The sequence below is a fragment of the Trichococcus palustris genome, assembly GCF_900114465.1.
Classification (GTDB): domain Bacteria; phylum Bacillota; class Bacilli; order Lactobacillales; family Aerococcaceae; genus Trichococcus; species Trichococcus palustris.
In genome coordinates this window covers 59,393-77,903 of the sequence record NZ_FOTD01000015.1, presented here as the reverse complement: position 1 = coordinate 77,903, position 18,511 = coordinate 59,393, and the positions used below count along the sequence as shown (strand labels likewise).

General features: G+C 48.9%; 14 protein-coding genes and 3 tRNA genes. 14 read left to right on the top strand and 3 right to left on the bottom strand.

Going from position 1 to position 18,511, the window contains the following annotated elements; all coding sequences use genetic code 11:
• The first annotated feature begins 35 nt into the window (after positions 1-35).
• From BM101_RS10395 to panD, 6 genes are all read left to right on the top strand, one after another.
• Positions 36-107: transfer RNA gene (locus BM101_RS10395), tRNA-Gln, on the top strand.
• A 24-nt stretch (positions 108-131) separates the two neighbouring features.
• Positions 132-202 (top strand) — tRNA-Cys (locus BM101_RS10390).
• A gap of 38 nt (positions 203-240) precedes the next feature.
• Positions 241-324, top strand: a tRNA-Leu gene (locus tag BM101_RS10385).
• A gap of 291 nt (positions 325-615) precedes the next feature.
• Positions 616-1,449, top strand: a complete 834-nt coding sequence (gene panB, locus BM101_RS10380; protein WP_087032996.1) for a 3-methyl-2-oxobutanoate hydroxymethyltransferase — start codon at positions 616-618, stop codon at positions 1,447-1,449.
• A 13-nt stretch (positions 1,450-1,462) separates the two neighbouring features.
• Entirely contained in the window at positions 1,463-2,326 is an 864-nt protein-coding gene (gene panC / locus BM101_RS10375) for a pantoate--beta-alanine ligase (RefSeq protein ID WP_087032994.1), read from the top strand.
• Positions 2,326-2,712 (top strand): aspartate 1-decarboxylase, encoded by a 387-nt coding sequence (panD, locus tag BM101_RS10370; protein ID WP_087032992.1) that lies wholly within the window; start codon positions 2,326-2,328, stop codon positions 2,710-2,712. The genes panC and panD overlap by 1 nt, the downstream gene beginning before the upstream one ends.
• 80 nt (positions 2,713-2,792) lie before the next feature.
• Here the strand turns inward: panD and BM101_RS10365 are convergent, their stop codons facing one another.
• On the bottom strand, positions 2,793-3,203 hold the full coding sequence (locus tag BM101_RS10365; protein WP_245825703.1) for an Hsp20/alpha crystallin family protein: 411 nt from the start codon (positions 3,201-3,203) through the stop codon (positions 2,793-2,795).
• A 255-nt stretch (positions 3,204-3,458) separates the two neighbouring features.
• Between BM101_RS10365 and BM101_RS10360 the strand changes: the two genes are divergently transcribed.
• The 4 genes from BM101_RS10360 (at position 3,459) to BM101_RS10345 (ending at position 8,027) form a co-directional block, all read left to right on the top strand.
• Complete coding sequence (locus BM101_RS10360; protein ID WP_087032990.1) at positions 3,459-4,313, top strand: methyltransferase domain-containing protein; 855 nt, start codon at positions 3,459-3,461, stop codon at positions 4,311-4,313.
• 330 nt (positions 4,314-4,643) lie between these two features.
• Positions 4,644-5,789 carry a tRNA epoxyqueuosine(34) reductase QueG gene (queG, locus tag BM101_RS10355; RefSeq protein WP_087032988.1) on the top strand — a complete coding sequence of 382 codons (1,146 nt, stop codon included), beginning with the start codon at positions 4,644-4,646 and terminating at the stop codon, positions 5,787-5,789.
• A gap of 31 nt (positions 5,790-5,820) precedes the next feature.
• Positions 5,821-6,330 (top strand): tRNA (uridine(34)/cytosine(34)/5-carboxymethylaminomethyluridine(34)-2'-O)-methyltransferase TrmL, encoded by a 510-nt coding sequence (trmL, locus tag BM101_RS10350; RefSeq protein ID WP_087032986.1) that lies wholly within the window; start codon positions 5,821-5,823, stop codon positions 6,328-6,330.
• Between the two features lie 164 nt (positions 6,331-6,494).
• Entirely contained in the window at positions 6,495-8,027 is a 1,533-nt protein-coding gene (locus tag BM101_RS10345) for a phosphohexomutase domain-containing protein (RefSeq protein WP_087032984.1), read from the top strand.
• Between the two features lie 427 nt (positions 8,028-8,454).
• Here BM101_RS10345 and BM101_RS10340 read toward each other — a convergent pair whose 3' ends face one another.
• Complete coding sequence (locus BM101_RS10340; RefSeq protein WP_087032982.1) at positions 8,455-9,798, bottom strand: hemolysin family protein; 1,344 nt, start codon at positions 9,796-9,798, stop codon at positions 8,455-8,457.
• A 476-nt stretch (positions 9,799-10,274) separates the two neighbouring features.
• Between BM101_RS10340 and BM101_RS10335 the strand changes: the two genes are divergently transcribed.
• Entirely contained in the window at positions 10,275-12,374 is a 2,100-nt protein-coding gene (locus BM101_RS10335) for a PBP1A family penicillin-binding protein (protein ID WP_087032980.1), read from the top strand.
• Positions 12,375-12,438: 64 nt separating this feature from the next.
• Here BM101_RS10335 and BM101_RS10330 read toward each other — a convergent pair whose 3' ends face one another.
• Positions 12,439-13,686 (bottom strand): MFS transporter, encoded by a 1,248-nt coding sequence (locus BM101_RS10330; RefSeq protein WP_218149922.1) that lies wholly within the window; start codon positions 13,684-13,686, stop codon positions 12,439-12,441.
• A gap of 247 nt (positions 13,687-13,933) precedes the next feature.
• On the opposite strand from BM101_RS10330, the gene BM101_RS10325 reads away from it, so the two are divergent.
• From BM101_RS10325 to BM101_RS10315, 3 genes are all read left to right on the top strand, one after another.
• Complete coding sequence (locus BM101_RS10325) at positions 13,934-14,284, top strand: YlbF family regulator (RefSeq protein WP_087032978.1); 351 nt, start codon at positions 13,934-13,936, stop codon at positions 14,282-14,284.
• A gap of 163 nt (positions 14,285-14,447) precedes the next feature.
• The gene (locus BM101_RS10320; RefSeq protein ID WP_087032976.1) at positions 14,448-15,704 is read left to right on the top strand and encodes a metallophosphoesterase family protein; all 1,257 of its coding nucleotides are present in this window, start codon (positions 14,448-14,450) and stop codon (positions 15,702-15,704) included.
• Positions 15,685-18,507, top strand: coding sequence for an ATP-binding protein (locus BM101_RS10315; RefSeq protein ID WP_177194480.1), 2,823 nt, complete (start codon positions 15,685-15,687; stop codon positions 18,505-18,507). Before BM101_RS10320 ends, BM101_RS10315 begins: the two co-directional genes overlap by 20 nt.
• Positions 18,508-18,511: the final 4 nt, after the last annotated feature.

Below are 18,511 nucleotides of genomic sequence, written 5' to 3'. Positions count from 1 at the left end.
TCGTGGGTTCAATTCCCATCAGTCGCCCTCTTTATTGGGCTATCGCCAAGCGGTAAGGCAACAGACTTTGACTCTGTCATTCGTTGGTTCGAATCCAGCTAGCCCAGTTTCAATTTTAATATAAGCTTTTCGGCGGTATAGCCAAGTGGTAAGGCACAGGTCTGCAAAACCTCTATCACCGGTTCAAATCCGGTTACCGCCTTTCCGTACGGAAGCAAAGAGACAGCATCTTACTATCATGCCGGTGTGGCGGAATAGGCAGACGCGCTGGACTCAAAATCCAGTGCCCGCGAGGGCGTGCCGGTTCGACCCCGGCCGCCGGTATCATGTAGAACCAACGATTGCCTATCGTTGGTTTTTTTGTGCCGTTTTTTTGGTATGGAGCATCATAAGGTACAGTGTTCCCATTTTTTTACCGGGCACTGAAAAAATAAAATCGAATTATCTGGATGTTTAAATGAGGAATGTTCGTTTTCAGATATAATATTTCGTTATAAGCAGCAATTAAACAGCAGTAAATAAAGCTATTGACAATTGGTTGCAGAAAAATTAAAATTAGCTAATTATATTTTTAGCTAATGCTAACAATGAGTGAAAGATAGGGGAATAGTGAAATTGGGAACAAAAAATACTGTTTTAACTTTCAAGAATGCCAAGCGTAAAAATGAAAAATTGACCATGTTGACTGCCTATGATTATTCTACAGCTAAATTGATGGATGAAGCGGGCATCAATGCCATTCTGGTAGGCGATTCATTGGGGATGGTGGTTTTGGGATATGAAGATACGCTGGCCGTTACGATGGAGGATATGCTTCACCATACGAAGGCGGTAGCAAGGGGAACAAAAGAGGCATTGGTCGTAACCGACATGCCGTTCATGTCCTACCAAACGTCCGTCTATGATGCCGTCTGCAATGCTGGCCGTCTCATCAAAGAAGGGCATGCCCATGCAGTCAAATTGGAAGGCGGGGTGGAAATTTGCCCGCAGATCAAAGCAATCGTGGCTGCTTCGATTCCGGTAATGGCCCATATCGGGTTGACGCCGCAATCCGTCAATGCTTTCGGCGGATTCAAAGTCCAAGGGAAGGATGAGGACACTGCCCGCAAACTGATTGAGCAGGCGCAAGCAGTCGAGGAAGCTGGTGCTTTTGCGGTGGTTTTGGAGTGCATCCCATCCAAACTGGCTGAATTGATTTCCCAAAGCATTTCGATTCCGACTATCGGCATCGGCGCAGGAAACGGCTGCGACGGTCAAGTGTTGGTTTACCAAGATATGTTGGGCATGTACTCGGATTTTACGCCGAAATTTGTGAAACGATACGCTGAAATTGGGGAACAAATGAATGCTGCCTTTGTTCGATACATAGATGAAGTGAAGACTGGCGAATTTCCGGGTCCGAAACATACTTTTGCAATCTCGGATGACGTGATCGAGAAACTATATTGAGGAGAATCAACCTATGGAAATTGTAAAGACGGTAAATGAAGTGCGTAACATCGTGAAGTCATGGCAAAAAGAAGGATTGACGGTCGGCTTTGTTCCGACAATGGGTTACCTGCATGAAGGGCATCAAAGTTTGATTACGCATGCGGTCAGTGAAAATGATCGTGTCGTTGTCAGTATCTTTGTCAATCCGATGCAATTTGGCCCCACCGAAGATTTAGCCAGTTACCCGCGTGATTTGGAACGGGATGCTGCGCTTTGTGAAGTGAACGGGGCTGCCTTGATCTTCAATCCTGAACCGGCTGAGATGTACTTCCCTGACTTCAGCACTTATGTTGATATGGAAGGTTTGACGGAAGGACTCTGCGGCCAAAGCAGGCCGGTCCATTTCCGCGGTGTCTGCACCGTCGTCACCAAACTGTTCAATATCGTGCAGCCGGATCGGGCCTATTTTGGGCAAAAGGATGCACAGCAGCTTGCAGTCATCAAACAGATGGTGCGCGATCTGAATATGGCTATCGAAATCGTGGGCTGTCCCATTATCCGTGAAGCGGATGGTTTGGCGAAAAGTTCCCGCAATACCTATTTAAACGAAGAGGAGCGGAAAGCTGCGCTGGTCCTGAGCCGCTCGATCCGCAAAGGGCAACAATTGCTTGAGCAGGGGGAACGCAATGCTCATACGATCATTGAAGCCATGACGGCCATCATCCAGGCAGAGCCCTTGGCGAAGATAGATTACATCGAAGCGGTCGATGCACGTTCGCTGAAAAAAGTGGAAACGTTTGAACATCCAGTATTAGTAGCGCTGGCGGTATACATCGGCAAAACGCGCTTGATCGATAATTTCACTTATCCAGAGCAATTAGAGGAGGCAAAATAATGAACATTACAATGTTAAAGAGTAAAATCCACCGTGTTACGGTTACACAGGCTGAACTTTCCTACGTGGGGAGCATCACCGTCGATAAAGATTTGTTGGATGCGGCAGGGCTGATCGAATATGAACAAGTCCATATTGTGGATATCGATAATGGGTCCCGCTTCCAAACCTATTTGATTGCCGGCGAACGCGGATCCGGCATGATCTGCTTGAACGGGGCGGCTGCCCGTTGCGTTCAGGTTGGCGATAAGATCATCATCATGGCCTATTGTGCGATGGAACCACAGGAGGCAAAAGAGCATCAGCCGCTTGTCGTATTTGTGGATGAAAAAAATGACATCACAAGGGTAACCAGATACGAAGAGCACGGACGTCTGAGCATGTAAAAAGAGAATAAATCAAAAAGAAGGCATCGCCCTCAGGACATTGTGTCCTGAGGGGATGCCTTCTTTTATATATTACCGGATCAGACTATATCAATCTTACGTTTCGGAGGGGCTGTTTTTTCCAATTTAGGCAATACAAGCTTCAAAACGCCATCCGTCAGTGCAGCAGTGATGTCTGCTTCGTTTACGTTCTTCAGGTAGATTTCCCTGTGTACGGAACCGGAAGAGCGTTCTTGCCGGATAATATGGCCTTCTTCGTCTTTATCGGTTTTTTCAGACTTGCGGTGGGCTGAGATGGAAAGGATATCCTTGTCATAGTCTACGGTAATGTCTTCTTTTGCATAACCTGGGAGATCGGCAGTCACTTGATAGTTATCCTCCGTTTCATGGATATCCATCTTGATGTCTTGGAAGAAACGGTTCTGGAACATGGGGCCCACATCTGGAAACAGGTCGAAAAATTCATTGACTTTACGTAATTCATTTGGCATTTTAAAAAACTCCTTCCTTTGTTTTCGAACGGTTCTGTTCACCATCAGTATATTCCTACAGATGCTAAAAAACAAATGAAATGGCAACGCTTACCGGAAGTGGCTGCTTGGAAAATACGGCAATTATCAAGCGTTCTGTGATAGAATGGAACAGGAATATTCCCTTTGGAAATGAATATATAAAGAGTAGGATAGCCACGGCCAAACGGTCTAATGTTTATATGCTTTGGTTGTGGAAGGAGAAAGGACAAAATCATGAAAAAAATAGAGGCGAGCAGCCTATACTTGAAGGGACATCTCGGCTTATTTCAATGTCCGGTCTGTCAAAAACCGTTTGAAAAAGTCGAGGGGCATAGCGTCAGCTGTGCAGCCAACCATCAGTTCGATCTGTCGAAAAAAGGGACGCTGCATCTGCTGCTGAAGGGTGGCCAAAATGAATACGATAAGGATATGCTCAGCAGCCGGAAAAATCTGGCCGACACCGGTTTCTTCCACCCCTTGTTGGATGCGGTGTACGCACATATCGAATCGCCTGAACATGCGACGGTATTGGACGTCGGCTGCGGGGAGGGTTCGCATCTGCATTATCTGAGCCAAAAGGGGCTGAACGGCACGAAGGTCGGCTTCGATATTTCGAAGGATGCCATCCAATTGGCGGCGGGGCATTTCTTCGAGGACGCATTTTGGTGCGTGGCGGATTTGGCGCATTCGCCTTTCGGGAAAGAAGCCTTTGATGTCATCCTGAACATCTTCTCGCCGTCCCATTACCAGGAATTCGAACGGGTCCTGAAACCGGGCGGAAGGGTCATCAAGGTTGTGCCGAGCCCCCGTTACCTGATCGAATTGCGGGAACAATTGTATGCGACCGATGCGACGAAGAAGGAGTACGATAACCAGCAGGTAGTGGATCGTTTCCTCCAGAGCTATCCCGATGCGGTCAAAGAAGAAGTGGCTTATACAGTAAAGCTCACAAAGGAAAGTTACCGCTGGTTGATGGAGATGACGCCGTTGTCCTGGAACGCCGATCCCGAAGTGAAGGAAAAGGCCATGGCAAACCCTTTGCCTTCGGTTACGGTAGCCGTCACGCTCCTTATTTCCGAAAAGAAATAACCCGTTTAGCGAACGGAAAAGCCCATTCTCCGTTGCAAAAAGGCGATTTGTAAAAATCGCTTACGCTTTGTGTAAATTTTTCATGTCATTTGTGTCGATTATTTACATAATTAATTGACACGGCAATGTAATGTGCTATAATGAACTTATCATTTTGTAGCCATTATTATCGTAAATAAAATCAAACAAAATGGTCTATGCCAACGTATCGAATTCGCCGTGCCAGACACCGAAACGATACGTTTTTTTTGCGCATTTTCGGTTTTTAGAAGTAAGCGGAAATGAGTATACTGATGGCTATAGATTACGATTTGTCAGGGGTTAGAAAAGATGGATTATACAGCGCTGAAAGCAGAGATACTGCAAGAGAGTAAGAGACTGGGGATCGACAAACTGGGCTTTACGACTGCTGAACCGTTTGATTATATGCTCGAAGATTTGAAGGAACAACACAGGAAAGGCCATACGGTCGGGTTCGAACATCAGGTGATGGAAGAACGGATCTATCCGGAACTGATCTTTGATAGGCCGCAGGCGATCCTTTCGCTCGCTTTGGCCTATCCCAGCAAGATGACCGCAAAAGCGGAGCGGGTGAAGGGGGAACGCAGAGGCAACTTTGCGCGCGCCTCCTGGGGGACCGATTACCACGTTATTCTACGGGATAAAATGGACCAGTTGATTACCTTCATCCAGAGTAAGGTTCCGGATGCCCGCTTCAAGCCGATGGTGGACACGGGAGAGCTGATCGATACGGTTGTGGCCCAACGTGCCGGCTTAGGATTCATCGGCCGCAATGGCCTGTTGATTACCCGAGAATACGGTTCGTACATCTATCTGGGGGAAGTGATGACGGATATCCCTTTCCCTCCTGATGAGCCGGGTGTGTTCGGCTGCGGGGAATGCACCCGATGTGTGGATTATTGTCCCACGGGCGCCATCCTTGGCAATGGACAATTGAATCCGAATGTCTGCCTGTCCTATCAGACGCAGACGAAAGGGTTCATGCCCGAAGAATTCCGCAAAAAAATGAGCCATGTCATCTACGGCTGCGATATTTGCCAGCAGGTCTGCCCGTACAACAAAGGGATGGATTTCCATCTGCATCCTGAGATGGAGCCCGAGCCGGAAAGCGTTTCGCCGGTGCTGCAGCCGATGCTGACGATATCCAACCGTGAATTCAAGGAACAGTTCGGCCATCTGGCGGGTTCGTGGCGCGGAAAAAAACCGTTGCAGCGCAATGCCATCATTGCCTTGGCGAACTACCGCGACCGGACGGCCATACCGGCATTGCTGCAGCTGATCGAGCAGGACCCAAGACCGGTGATGCGCGGCACGGCCGGTTGGGCGATCGGCGAAATCGTGCGCGAAGCCAATCCGGAACTGCTGGCCTTCTACGAAGAGCGCATCGCTGCGGAAACGGATGAGGAAACGCGTTTGGAATTGGAAAAAGCCCATCAAAAGATAAAGGCATTATAGAATTAGCATACGCATAGAGGAGTTAGAATAAATGACCAATAATATTGTACTTTTTGAACCACAGATCCCTGCTAATACGGGGAATATCGCCCGCACTTGTGCGGCTACCAATACGACCTTGCATTTGATCGAACCGCTCGGATTTTCAACGGACGACAAGCATCTGAAACGTGCCGGACTGGATTATTGGAATGACGTGAACATCGTCAACCACAAAAATTTGGAGGCCTTTTTGGAATATTTGGGCGAAAAGCCGCTGTATTTGATCACAAAATTTGCGGACCGCATCTACAGCGAAGCCGACTTCACGAAGGATGAAGACATCTTCTTTATCTTCGGCAAAGAGACGACTGGGCTGCCGGAAGCATTTATGCAGGAACGCGCGCAAGATTGCTTGCGCATTCCGATGAACGACGAACATGTGCGTTCCTTGAACCTGTCCAACACGGCTTGCATGATCGTCTATGAAGCATTGAGACAGCAAGGCTTCCCGAATCTGGAGCTGAGCCACAATTACGAGAACGACAAACTAAAAGGCTGATCCATCATTCGTGGGGGTCCGGGCAAACGCCTGGGCCCTTTTTGGCGTTGTGAACGAGGATTGCTGCTGGCTTTTCATACTGAATCTTCCTTTTCAATCTGTTATTTGCCGCAAAAATCGGTATAATGGAAGGAGATACAGACAAGTGAAGGGGATGGGATGGAATGACGGATAAAAAAGCATTACTTGCCTTACAGAATGGATCAGATATACGCGGCATCGCGATTACAACCGAGAAACACGAAGCCAACTTGACTGCAGACAAGGTGACCCACATCGGCTATGGTTTTGGGCAATGGCTGTCGCAGACAAAGGGAATCGAAATCGAAGCAGGAAAGAAAGTGAAGGTCGCCATCGGGCATGACAGCCGCCTTTCTGCTGCGGAAATCAAAGCAGCATTGATCAAGGGGTTGGCGCCTTATCCGGTCGAAATCATCGATGTCGGCTTGGCGACGACACCGGCCATGTTCATGTCGACCCAATATGAAGACTACTTGACGGATGCTGCCGTCATGATCACCGCAAGCCACTTGCCGTTTGAATACAACGGCTTGAAGTTCTTCACCAAAACAGGCGGAGCAGAGCATGAGGACATCGAAGCGCTGCTGACTTTTGCAGGCGAAATGCCGGAAAGCTTCACGGATTCAGAAGTGCAGGCAGTCGTGACGGAGAAAGACTTGCTTACCGTCTATGCAACCGATCTGCAGGATAAGATCCGCAAAGGGATCGCTTCCACTGCGAATGCCGAAAAACCTTTGACCGGGCGCCACATCATCGTGGATGCCGGAAATGGCGCAGGCGGATTTTTCGTAGAGAAAGTTCTGCAGCCGTTGGGCGCAAATACGGAGGGCAGCCAGTTTTTGGACCCTGATGGCACTTTCCCGAACCACGTCCCGAACCCGGATAACAAGGCGGCGATGCAGAGCATCCAGGATGCGGTCATCGCACAGAAAGCGGATTTGGGCATCATCTTTGACACGGATGTGGACCGTTCTGCGATCGTCGACAAAGACGGCAAAGCCTTCAACCGCAACAATCTGATTGCTTTGATTGCGGCCGTTTTATTGGCGGATAATCCAGGCGCCACCATCGTCACAAATTCTGCGACATCATCCCATCTGGAAACGTTCATCACTGGATTGGGCGGCGTGCAGGACCGTTATTTGACGGGTTACCGCAATGTGATCAACCGCGGGATCGATTTGAATAATCAGGGCATCAATGCCGTCTTGGCGATCGAAACAAGCGGACATGCCGCATTGAAGGAAAATTATTTCCTGGATGACGGTGCCTACCTGATAGCAAAATTGTTGATCGCCGATGCCAAACTATCTTCGGAAGGCAAACATCTGGGCGATTTGATCGCCGATTTGGGTCAGCCTGCGGAGACGACGGAATACCGCTTCACGATTGTGCAGGAACCCATCTTCGAGACGGGAAACCAGATCATCAAGGAGTTCGCCGATTTTGTCAAAGCGACAGAAGGCTTCGGATTGGTTCCGGATCATTTGGAGGGCGTCCGCGTCAACCTGGGCGGCAAATACGGGGAAGGCTGGTTCATCCTGCGATTGAGCCTGCATGAACCCTTGTTGGTATGGACGATCGAAAGCGATGAGACAGGCAAACTGCCGATTATCGCGGATGCGGTGTTGCCGTTCTTCAAGGCACGGACTGAATTGGATACAACAAATATGTAGTCACCAAAAAGAAAGACTTTCCGAACGGCATTGCCGGCGGAAAGTCTTTCTTTTTGGGATTGTAGGAAACTATAATTTTTTTGAGTGCAGAGGTGCATCACTGTAGGTGTTTCACAGGTTAGCCCTTCGGAAAAGTGATGAAGGAACCTCTTGTCTCTGCGAGCCAAGACATACTGTTCGACTAACCCGCTGACGCAGGAAGTCTCTCAGCAATTGCGCTCTGCGATGCTCATTTGCATGGGACTCTTAGGGATTCATCCCTTAGAGCCCCAGTATAAGGTGACCGTAGGGAAAGTTGCAGGGCCAGATTTCCTAAATTGTCATGACTCTTGCGATTTCAATCGCTTAGAGGCATGATACACTTGACCGTTCAGGTCACAGTGTTTCCTCACTCAGGGCTGAACAAACCCGTTCAGCATTTCTTATTTTATTCGTCGTCTTCGCTGTCCTCTGCAACATTGGTTGGCTTGGCGGTGAAGATATCGATGACATCGATGGAATTTTTTTCTTTTTGGATGACTTTGAAGATATAATTGTGGAACTTGATTTCTTCCCCGACAGTGATGTCGTATTTTTTATTCAGCATCCAGCCGCCCATCGTGTCGACGTTTTCGTTGTCGATATCGACTCCGAACAGGTCGTTCACGTCATCGATCAGCATGCGTGCACTGATGCGGTAATGATTTTCGCCCAGGCTGATGAATTCGGGTTGGACGGTTGTTTCGTAGTCGTCGCTGATGTCGCCGACGATCTCTTCCACGATGTCCTCCATGGAAACCAGGCCGCTGGTGCCGCCGTATTCATCGACGAGGATGGCGACTTGGTTATGTTCCTTTTGCATCTTGACGAGTAGTTCCTTGATCGGAATCGTCTCGATGACGGTGATGACCGGGCGGATGAATTCGGAGACGGCGAACCCATTTTCCGTTTTGGTTTGGACAGCCTGCACAAAGGCCGCAAAAATTTCTTTCGTGTTGATGATGCCGATGATGGAATCCTTGTCTTCCTTCATGACCGGATAGCGCGTATATTTTTCTTGCTGCACCACATTGGCGATGTCGTTCAGGGTCATATCGAAGTCGATGACGGCCATTTCCGTGCGGGGCACCATGATTTCGCGCGCCATCCGTTCATCGAAGTTGAAGACATTTTCCACGAATTGGTATTCTTCGCGGTTGATTTCGCCGCTCTTGAGACTTTGGCTCATGATCAGGCGGAGTTCCTCTTCCGATACGTTGTCGTCCGATTCGCCGATGGTCTTCATCCCGATCGCTTTCGAAATGGCGTTTGCGGTTTTATTCAAAATAAAAATGAGTGGAAACATGACGCGGTACCAGATGTTCAGCGGCTTTGCGATGCGCATGCCTAATTTTTCGGTGCGGCTCAAGGCGATATTCTTTGGAACCAATTCCCCGATGATGACTTGAATGATTGTCAGTACGGTGAAGGAAACGACGAAGGACATGATGGTCTCTGCCGCCTTTGGGATAGGCAAGTTTCCGAATAACGTGTCGAATAGATGTTTGAACGTCGGGTCACCCAACCAACCTAGCGCCAATGACGTGATGGTTACCCCGAGTTGGGTTGCGGAAAGGTAACTGTCCAGCTTGACGGTCATATTCTTCAGCAATTTTGCTGTTTTGTTTCCGTCTTCAATCAGAAAATCAAGGCGGGATGGGCGAATCCTCACCAATACATATTCCGACATGACAAAAAAAGATGATACGAAGAGGATGACGAAAAATAAAAGTAAACCTGTGGTAATGGACATAATCTTTGCCTGTTTTCCTCTGAAAGGACAGGCTTCACCTCCTGTGAAATAATGATCCTAAAATAGGAAATTTCTTCAAGAGATCTTTGGCTTCACGCTGAAACAATGGATGCGACCAAAAGAATCCTTGAAAATAAACAATTCTGAGCTATTCTTTTGGTCTACCGATGATAGGCATCTGATGCATTCTGTCCCAATGGGGCACCTTCCTTAATAATTATTTAAGCAAAATTTGCTAAACTAAAAACGATACTTATGCTAAAATTATAAATCAAAATAGAGAAATTGCAATGTTCTGCATTCTATGCGACTCTGGCAGGTTTCCTATTTTCCAAATTCCTGTTACTATGGTACAAGTTATCGCAAAATATCGTTTTCCTATTTCTTTCATGAAAAATTCATAAATATTCGTATAATGATGTGAGAGAGCTAAATTTGGACAGTTACGATTTGAACTTTTTGAGAAGGATGATGATATGCAAAAAATACCATTTAAAGAAAAATTAAAAGCCTTGTGGGTGCGATTCAATGAGAAGCGGAAAAATATCTGGCGGAAATACCGCGTGAATAAGATCGTCGTTTTGATCCTGTTGATTTTTACATTCGCCTCCAGCAGTTATCTCGTTTTCTTGGCAAAGACTGCCGATGTAGAGAATCTGAAGGCGGGGTTGGAACAGACGTCCATCGTTTATGACCGCTACGGCAATGAAGCAGGGGAATTGTATTCGCAAAAAGGGACATTTGTGTCGATCGACCAAATTTCAGCCAACATCCAGCAGGCAGTCGTCTCGACGGAGGACAAACGCTTCTATTCGCATAAAGGGGTGGACCCGATCGGAATCGCCCGTGCAGCGGTCGGTTTCGTCATCCATGGCGGGAACATCGTCGGCGGCGGTTCCACGATTACCCAACAGTTGGCCAAAAATGCCTATCTGTCATTGGATCAGACGCTGATCCGGAAAGCGAAAGAATTGTTCCTGGCGTTCGAAATCGAAAATAAATACACGAAGGATGAAATTCTGGAGATGTATCTGAACAATGCCTATTTCGGTTCCGGGGTATGGGGCGTCGAGGATGCCTCGCAGAAATATTTCGGAAAATCGGCAAGTGAAGTGGATTTATCCGAAGCAGCCGTTCTGGCGGGTATCCTGAAATCGCCGAGTTACTACAATCCCATCGATGGTAAAGACATCGACGGGAAGGATGTGAGCAAAGCCAGAAGAGATACGGTGCTGCAACTGATGGCGGATAATAAGGTCATCGACCAGGCGACAGCTGATGCTGCTAAAGCCGAAAAAAACGTTCTGAAAGATACGTATGCAGCCGAAAGTGGCTACAACTACCCGTATTATTTCGATGCCGTCATCGATGAAGCCATCAATACTTACGGCCTGAAAGAGGAAGACCTGCTGAACAGAGGCTATAAAATCTATACCGGTTTGGATCAGGACTATCAGATGCAGATGGATGACGCCTACGCCAATGCTTCATTGCCTGCAGCAGCCGATGGTACGCCGTTACAGAGCGCATCGATTGCGTTGAGCCCTTCCACGGGGGATGTCCTCGCGGTCAGGGGCGGAACAGAATATGAAGGTTTCCGTTACTACAATCGGGCAACGCAGATGAAGATGGCTCCAGGCTCCACCATCAAGCCGCTTTCCGTCTATACGCCCGCACTTGAATCCGGCTATAAAGTGGATGAGTTGCTGATGGATGATGATTCCTTGACCTATGGCGACGATGCCTACTCCGTCCAAAATTATGACAAAGAGAGTCTGCATGGCACTGTGCCGATGTACCAAGCAATTGCCGAAAGCAAGAATACGTCCGCAGTCTGGTTGTTGGATAAACTGGGCATCGAAAAAGGGATAGCCAAGTTGAACGACTTCGGCATCACCGTAGGGCAAGAGGATAATCAGTTGGGGGCCATCGCGCTGGGCGGGATGAGTACCGGAATATCGCCATTGCAATTGGCCAGTGCCTATACGACCTTCGCCAATGAAGGTGTCCGCACCAAGGCGCGTTTCATCACAAAAATCGTCGATGCGACCGGAGCGGTCATCGTGGACAATACCCAACCCGAAACGAAGAAGGTGACGACACCTGAGGTTGCGGATGATATGACGAGCATGCTGTTGGGGGTCTACGCTGATGGCGGGACGGGCGCCTCCGCTCAGCCATCCAACGGCACGGTGATCGCCGGCAAGACCGGCACGACCGAATTGGATCGGGAAACGGGTTTGGTAAAATCGCAATGGATGGTCGGCTATACACCGGATATCGTTGTCGCGAGCTGGTTAGGCTACGATAAAACGGATGATACCCATAACTTGAGCAATGCGGGCAGAACAATGGCCAACCTGTTCAGCGGTGAAATGGGAGGCATGCTGTCGATCAGCCCGCAAACCGACTTCACGGTCGTCGCAGCGAAGAAAGCCAGCACGGATACCACTTCTGGAAACGGCTTGATCAAAGGATTGAACGAGTTCTTCCAAGGCCTGGATTCCTTTGGCCAAAAAGTCGGGGAAGGCTCCAAGAAAATATTCGATTGGGCAAACGAAAAAATCGGACAATAGAAAGAAACGAAGACAAGGATAGGCCGGGGCTTTTGCCTGGGCCTATCCTTGTCTTCTGCGTCTATCAGGACCTGGCTTCAACTTCTTTCATTCTCAGCAGAACCAACCCTCCGATCAGAAAAAGTGCCGAAATGCTGAGGATTCCGAAGCGAGCCTGTCCGGTTATCTGGCTGGAAAAACCATATAGGGTGGGTCCCATGATCGCCGCAAATTTGCCGAAAATATTATAGAAGCCGAAATATTCGTTGGCGTTTTCCTTTGGAACCAGTTTTCCGAAGTAGGATCGGGAGAGCGCTTGGATGCCGCCCATCGAGGTCGCGACGAGCATCGCCAGGATCCAAAACTCGACTGCAGATGTCAGATTGAAGGCCAAAACGCAGGCTGCCAAGTAGACAACTATGCCAAGCAAAATCATTTTCTTGCTTCCGAATTTTTTGGCAAGCATCCCATACATGATTGTGCAAGGGAAGGAGACGATCGGTATCACCAGGAGCGCCAGCATGAGCGTGTCGGAAACGAGTCCGACGCTGTCGCCGAAGACGGCTGCCATATGCATGATCGTATTCACACCATCGATGTAAAAGAAATAGGCGATAAGGAAAAGGAAGATCTGTTTATCTTTTCTTATCTCCTTGAACGTCCGAAAAAGCCGGCTGAAGCTGTGATAGATAATCCTTTCGGTGCGCTGGATGAAGTATGTTTGCTTGACGTTTCGGATCATAGGCATCGCGAAGGTTGCCCACCATAGTGCGGTGAGCAAAAAGGATGCCTTAACGGCGAGGGGTTTCGTCAGCCCAATTTTGTCGCCGAACAAGATCATTGCGATGGAAAGGATATAGGGGATGGTGCTCCCGCCGATGTAGCCCATGGCAAAGCCGTAGGTCGATACCTTGTCCATCCGCTCCTCGGAAGTCACATCCACGAGAAAGGCATCATAATAGATGTTCGCGCCGGAAAAACCGACGATGGTCAACATATAGAAGGCAAGCAGCAGCTGCCAATTATTGGTGAAGCTCAACAAAGCGGTCGAGAGTGTCCCAACCAGGAAGAACGCTTTGAACAGCTTCATTTTCAGATTTTCGTAATCGCCGATGGTCCCAAGAATGGGTGCGAAGGTCGCAATCAGCAGCGTTGCCGCCGACGTGGCATAACCCCAGTAGGAATCGGCAAGATTCGGGGCGATTCCGCTTCCTGTCGTGATGGATTTATAGAAAAGGGGCAACACGACGGTGGTTATGATGACCGAGTAGGCTGAATTGGCCCAGTCATACATAATCCAGCCTTTTTCTTGGCGGGTAAAGTTTTTCAGCATAAAAATACCCCTCTCAAAATTGTTGAAACGCTTCCAAGTTCGTCTATATAATCATTAAAACAGGATTATGGGTTCAACGCAAGTATTTGATGGCAACGGAAAGCTGTACCCGTTGATCTGCCTTTTACTTCGCGCCCGCGGTGTCGATCCGGATGGAAAGCGAACGTATTTTCGCGTTTTTTTATGGATTTATCGGGCGGGAAATGGTATAGTAATCATAGTATTCAATTAAGGAAGGAATGGTAAAATGAGCAATATTTATGATACAGCATATGAACTTGAAAAAAGTCTTCGCGAGGTGGATGTGTTCAAATCCTTGGCGGTTGCCTATAATGAAATGACAGCTGATGGGGAAGCTTCTTCTCTATTCAAAGAATTCCGCGATATCCAAGTGAATCTGCAACAAAAACAGATGACAGGCGGAGAAATCACTGAAGAAGATATCACCAATGCCCAAGCGATCGCAGAAAAAGCTTCCACGAACACAATCATCCAAAAGATGATGGAAAAAGAACAACAACTGAGCAAGATGATGGAAGAAATCAACGGCATCATCACAAAACCGTTGCAAGAATTATACAGTTCATTAGACAAATAATAAGTGAATAAACTGTAAGCTGTAACCATTTCCGATACGATGGCCGGACAGCACGGACAGGACAAGTTGCATGCTCATCACACGCGGTCCGGTGTCTTTGCTTCGGGGAGTTGCGGAATAGGTTGCGGCTTATTTTTTATTTCTAAAGAAAAGGGGTCAGCTCGTGATTACATTTATCCATACAGCGGATATCCATCTGGATAGTCCTTTCAAAGGCATAAAACAGCTGGATCCGCAACTTTTTGAAGAGATTTACCAATCCACCTTTGCCTCTTTTCATGAACTGATCAGCCGGGCGATCGCTGCCGCGGTGGACTTTTTCCTGATAAGCGGGGATATTTATGATGAAGAAAACCAAAGCGTAAAGGCACAGGCCTTTCTCCGCGAAGAACTCGGGCGCTTGGACCAAGCCGGCATCCCCGTGTTCCTTTCCCATGGGAACCACGACTTTTTGGGGAGGGAAGCATTGAAGCTGCAATTGCCGGATAACGTCACCATTTTTGAGAAGGAAGTCGCGACGGCTTACCTGACCACGAAACAGGGCGAAAAAGTCGCCATCACCGGGTTCAGCTATCCGTCCCGTTGGGTGGAGGAACGGATGATACTGGAATATCCGCAAAGGGATATGACGGCCGATTATCACATCGGCATGCTGCATGGCTACTTGGAAGGGTTGCATTCTTCCGAGGGTGTTTATGCGCCGTTTTCTCTGGGCGAACTGAATATGAAAAACTATGACTACTGGGCTTTGGGCCACATCCATAAACGCCAGACGCTGCAGCTGGCCCCGCCGGTGGTTTATTGCGGCAACACGCAAGGGCGCAATCCGAACGAAACCGAAGAGAAGGGCGCCTATCTGGTAACGCTCCAAAGGAAGATGGAGCCCCTCTTGCAGTTCATGCCGACCGCCCCCATCGTTTGGGAAAAGGCGGAGGTGTCGTTGGCGGGGTGCGTCAGCCTGAATGATGTCTTTGAACGCATCGATGACATTTTGGCGCATTACCAGACGAGGAGAGCCAGCATCCTGCTCTCGGTTGTTTTTCGTGACACGCAGGACCTGCACCCGGATGTCATCGCGAAGATGGAAGACGGCGATTTGCTGGACGGTGTTCCGCAACAATTCGGGAAACCGTTCTGCTACCTGTACAGCCTGAAGATTGCCGTAGACACGGAAAAGGAGCTGTTTCCGTTCGACCAAGTCATGAAGGACAGTTTTTCAAAGAGTTGGACGGAAACGGCAGCGGATGACGTATTTTATCAAAGGTTGGATCAATTTTTCCAACATGCCGTTATCCGCACCAAGTTCGCTGAACTTCGAAAAGATGAAACATTCAAAGCGGAAGTGCTGGAAGCCGCCAAAACAAGATTGGTGCAAGCCATCGCATTCGAGGAGGATTCCGTTGAAGATTCAGAAGATTGAAATATACGGCTACGGGAAATGGCTGAATCAGACATTCGATCAGCTCCAGGACCTGCAAGTATTCTATGGGAAAAATGAGGCGGGGAAGAGTACGCTGTCATCCTTTATAAACAGCATTTTCTTCGGCTTCCCGACAGCCCATAAGAAAGACCAAAATCTGTATATCCCCAAGAACGGACAGGTCTATGGCGGCAGACTGTTCTTGACGGGCACGCCCTATGGGGATGTCATCGTTGAACGGGTGAAGGACCGCAACAAAGGTCAGGCCGTTGTCACGTTGCCCGACGGCAGCCAAAAGACTGCCGCGAACATCAGTCAGCTTTTGCTGGGGATGGACAGGGAAACCTATCAGACCCTCTATACCTTCAAAATCGACAGTCTGCTCGCTCTGAGCAAAACGAAGAAAGAGGATTTGAACCGCTATCTGCTGAGCATCGGCACAAGCGGGAGCGAACGCTTGCTGCAATTGGCCGACGATTTCCGCCAGGAGGCGACCAAGCTGTTCAAACCGACCGGGACCGTTCCGTCGCTGAACAAGAAAATCCGCGATGCGGATAAACTGCAAAGGAAACTGCAGCAGGCAAAAGTGAAAAATGCGGAATACGAAACACTGCTTCTGCAGCTAACCGACAGCCAAAAACAGCAGGCTGACATCGCCGCAAGGCAACAGCTGCTGGACCGCCAAAACAGCGACATCACGGAAAGCCTGACCTTGGCCGACAGCTATCAGGAATGGTCGCGGCTGAAAAAGCAGATCACTGCCGTCGACTACAGCAAAGTGCCGGAAGATGCCCGCCGCCAGTGGGAGAGATTGCAGGAGAAAATTTCGGCGCTCATCCTTTCCCAATCCTCCCTCCAAGAAAGGCTCTTCCAATTGGGAAAACAATTGGCGGAATACAGCCATGTGGAATGGTACCGCGAGCACCAAGCGGCCTTTGCCGCCCTGAGCCATGAAGTAAGCGCCACGCAAACCAATTTGAACCAATTGGCCTATTTGGCGAATGAGGTCAGCCTCGCGAAAGCGGAATTGGCAAAACAAAAACTGGCGATGGGGTTGGATTTGGCAGCATCGGTTCCGTCGCCTCTCGAAGAGGAAGAGCGCAAACTCCTTCAGCAGTTGTCGGAAAAAGCGAAGAACAATGCGGAAAGCTTGTTGCGCTTGGACCAGACGATCGGTTTCCATGAAGAAAAATTGGAAGCACTGCAGCGGGAAGAAGCCAAATTGAAGGAAGAAAAAGTAGCCGATGCCATCTATGCAAGCTGGCAAAAAGAAATCCAACAGCCACCGCAGCCGGCTCCGGTTGTTGCGCAACGTTCCAATGGCCTGGGTATGGGCTTATTGGCATTGGCCGTCATCGTACTGATCCTTTCCTTTGCCGCACCGGGCATCAAGCTGGTTGCATGGGTAGTTGCGGGAACCGCCGCCGTCAGCGCGCTTCTTTTGTTGACGAAGAAACCGAAAACCGACAATCCGGTCGCTGCGGAAAAAAGGAATGAATCGGGTTTTTCCATGGAGAAATATGTCCGCCAAGCTGCCGTGCGTGAGCGAATGGGGACCCTGCACAGCGAAATGGAAGAGCTGCAGGAAAAATTTCTGGCATTCCTGAACAGCCGCGAAGATCAGGAAGAGCTGGGCAAAACGATCCATGCGGAGCAACAAGCCTTCCTGCAGAAAAAAGGCTATCCTGCACGCATGACGGTCGCCGGCTTGTTGCAGGCCGATCCGGCTGAGGCTTTGGCTGACAAGGGCAGGACTGTCGAAAAACAGGAAACGGAAATGGCTGCCTTGCAACTGGCCATCGATCAATGGAATGAGCAAACGGATGCTATCCGGGAACATTTCCATTTGGGACATCTGACCGCAAGGGAAATGGCGGATCGCTTTACCGAAATCCATCAAGCCGTCATCCTGGAAGAAAATATGGCCGCAAATGTATCCGAACAAATCAAGGAAAGCCAAGCGGAACTGCAAGCGGTCCAGGCCGATTTGACCGAAACAAACCGGGCGCGGCAACTGTTATTGACCCAGGCCAATGCAAAGACGGAAGCCGATTTTTATCAATTGTTGGTTGCGAAAGAACAGCAGGCAAGTAACCTCAAACGCAAAGAATTACTGGATGAACAGATCGTTAAGAGGGAAGCTTTATTGGCGCAGTATGCGGACGTAAAGGCAAGCAAAGATCTTTACGAGCAAAACAAAGCAGAACTGCAGCAATTGAAGAGCAAGCTGACGCAGCTGCAAAGAGGCGAGGTCGAGCTGAAGCACCAGTTGGAGCAACTGGAGGAAGGCGGGACATACAGCGCGTTGCTGCAGGAATTCGCGTTGGCGGAAACCGAGCTCCGCGAAATGGCGGTCGAATGGGCGAGCCTGTTGATTGCAGGCGATTGGATTGAGGCTGCGTTGAATCTGGGGAAAGAAGACCGGATGCCGACTATGCTGCAGGACACCTCCGATTACTTCAAGCGGTTGACGGGAGAAGCCTATACACGCATTCTCTTCCAGAAAAATGGGATGAAGGTGCAGCGCAAAGACGGGACTGTCTTCCTGCCGAATGAATTATCGCAAGGTACGGTGGAGCAATTGTACATCGCTCTGCGGTTGGCTTTTGTTAAGAATACGGCGGATATCGTCAACATGCCCATCCTGATCGATGATGGCTTTGTGAATTTCGACAGCGAACGGAAAAACATCATGTTCGATTTGCTGGAGGAACTGAGCGGGACGGTGCAGATCATCTTTTTCACTTTTGATGATTCTTGTGCAGAACGTTTTTCCCAGAAGCAAGTATACATGTTAAAATAAGGAC

What these genes read in the sequence shown, in the direction of transcription:
- panC (WP_087032994.1), top strand. Translation starts at nt 1,463, where the DNA reads ATGGAAATTGTAAAGACGGTAAATGAAGTGCGTAACATCGTGAAGTCA.
- panD (WP_087032992.1), top strand. Translation starts at nt 2,326, where the DNA reads ATGAACATTACAATGTTAAAGAGTAAAATCCACCGTGTTACGGTTACA.
- BM101_RS10365 (WP_245825703.1), bottom strand. Translation starts at nt 3,203, where the DNA reads ATGCCAAATGAATTACGTAAAGTCAATGAATTTTTCGACCTGTTTCCA.
- BM101_RS10360 (WP_087032990.1), top strand. Translation starts at nt 3,459, where the DNA reads ATGAAAAAAATAGAGGCGAGCAGCCTATACTTGAAGGGACATCTCGGC.
- queG (WP_087032988.1), top strand. Translation starts at nt 4,644, where the DNA reads ATGGATTATACAGCGCTGAAAGCAGAGATACTGCAAGAGAGTAAGAGA.
- trmL (WP_087032986.1), top strand. Translation starts at nt 5,821, where the DNA reads ATGACCAATAATATTGTACTTTTTGAACCACAGATCCCTGCTAATACG.
- BM101_RS10345 (WP_087032984.1), top strand. Translation starts at nt 6,495, where the DNA reads ATGACGGATAAAAAAGCATTACTTGCCTTACAGAATGGATCAGATATA.
- BM101_RS10340 (WP_087032982.1), bottom strand. Translation starts at nt 9,798, where the DNA reads ATGTCCATTACCACAGGTTTACTTTTATTTTTCGTCATCCTCTTCGTA.
- BM101_RS10335 (WP_087032980.1), top strand. Translation starts at nt 10,275, where the DNA reads ATGCAAAAAATACCATTTAAAGAAAAATTAAAAGCCTTGTGGGTGCGA.
- BM101_RS10330 (WP_218149922.1), bottom strand. Translation starts at nt 13,686, where the DNA reads ATGCTGAAAAACTTTACCCGCCAAGAAAAAGGCTGGATTATGTATGAC.
- BM101_RS10325 (WP_087032978.1), top strand. Translation starts at nt 13,934, where the DNA reads ATGAGCAATATTTATGATACAGCATATGAACTTGAAAAAAGTCTTCGC.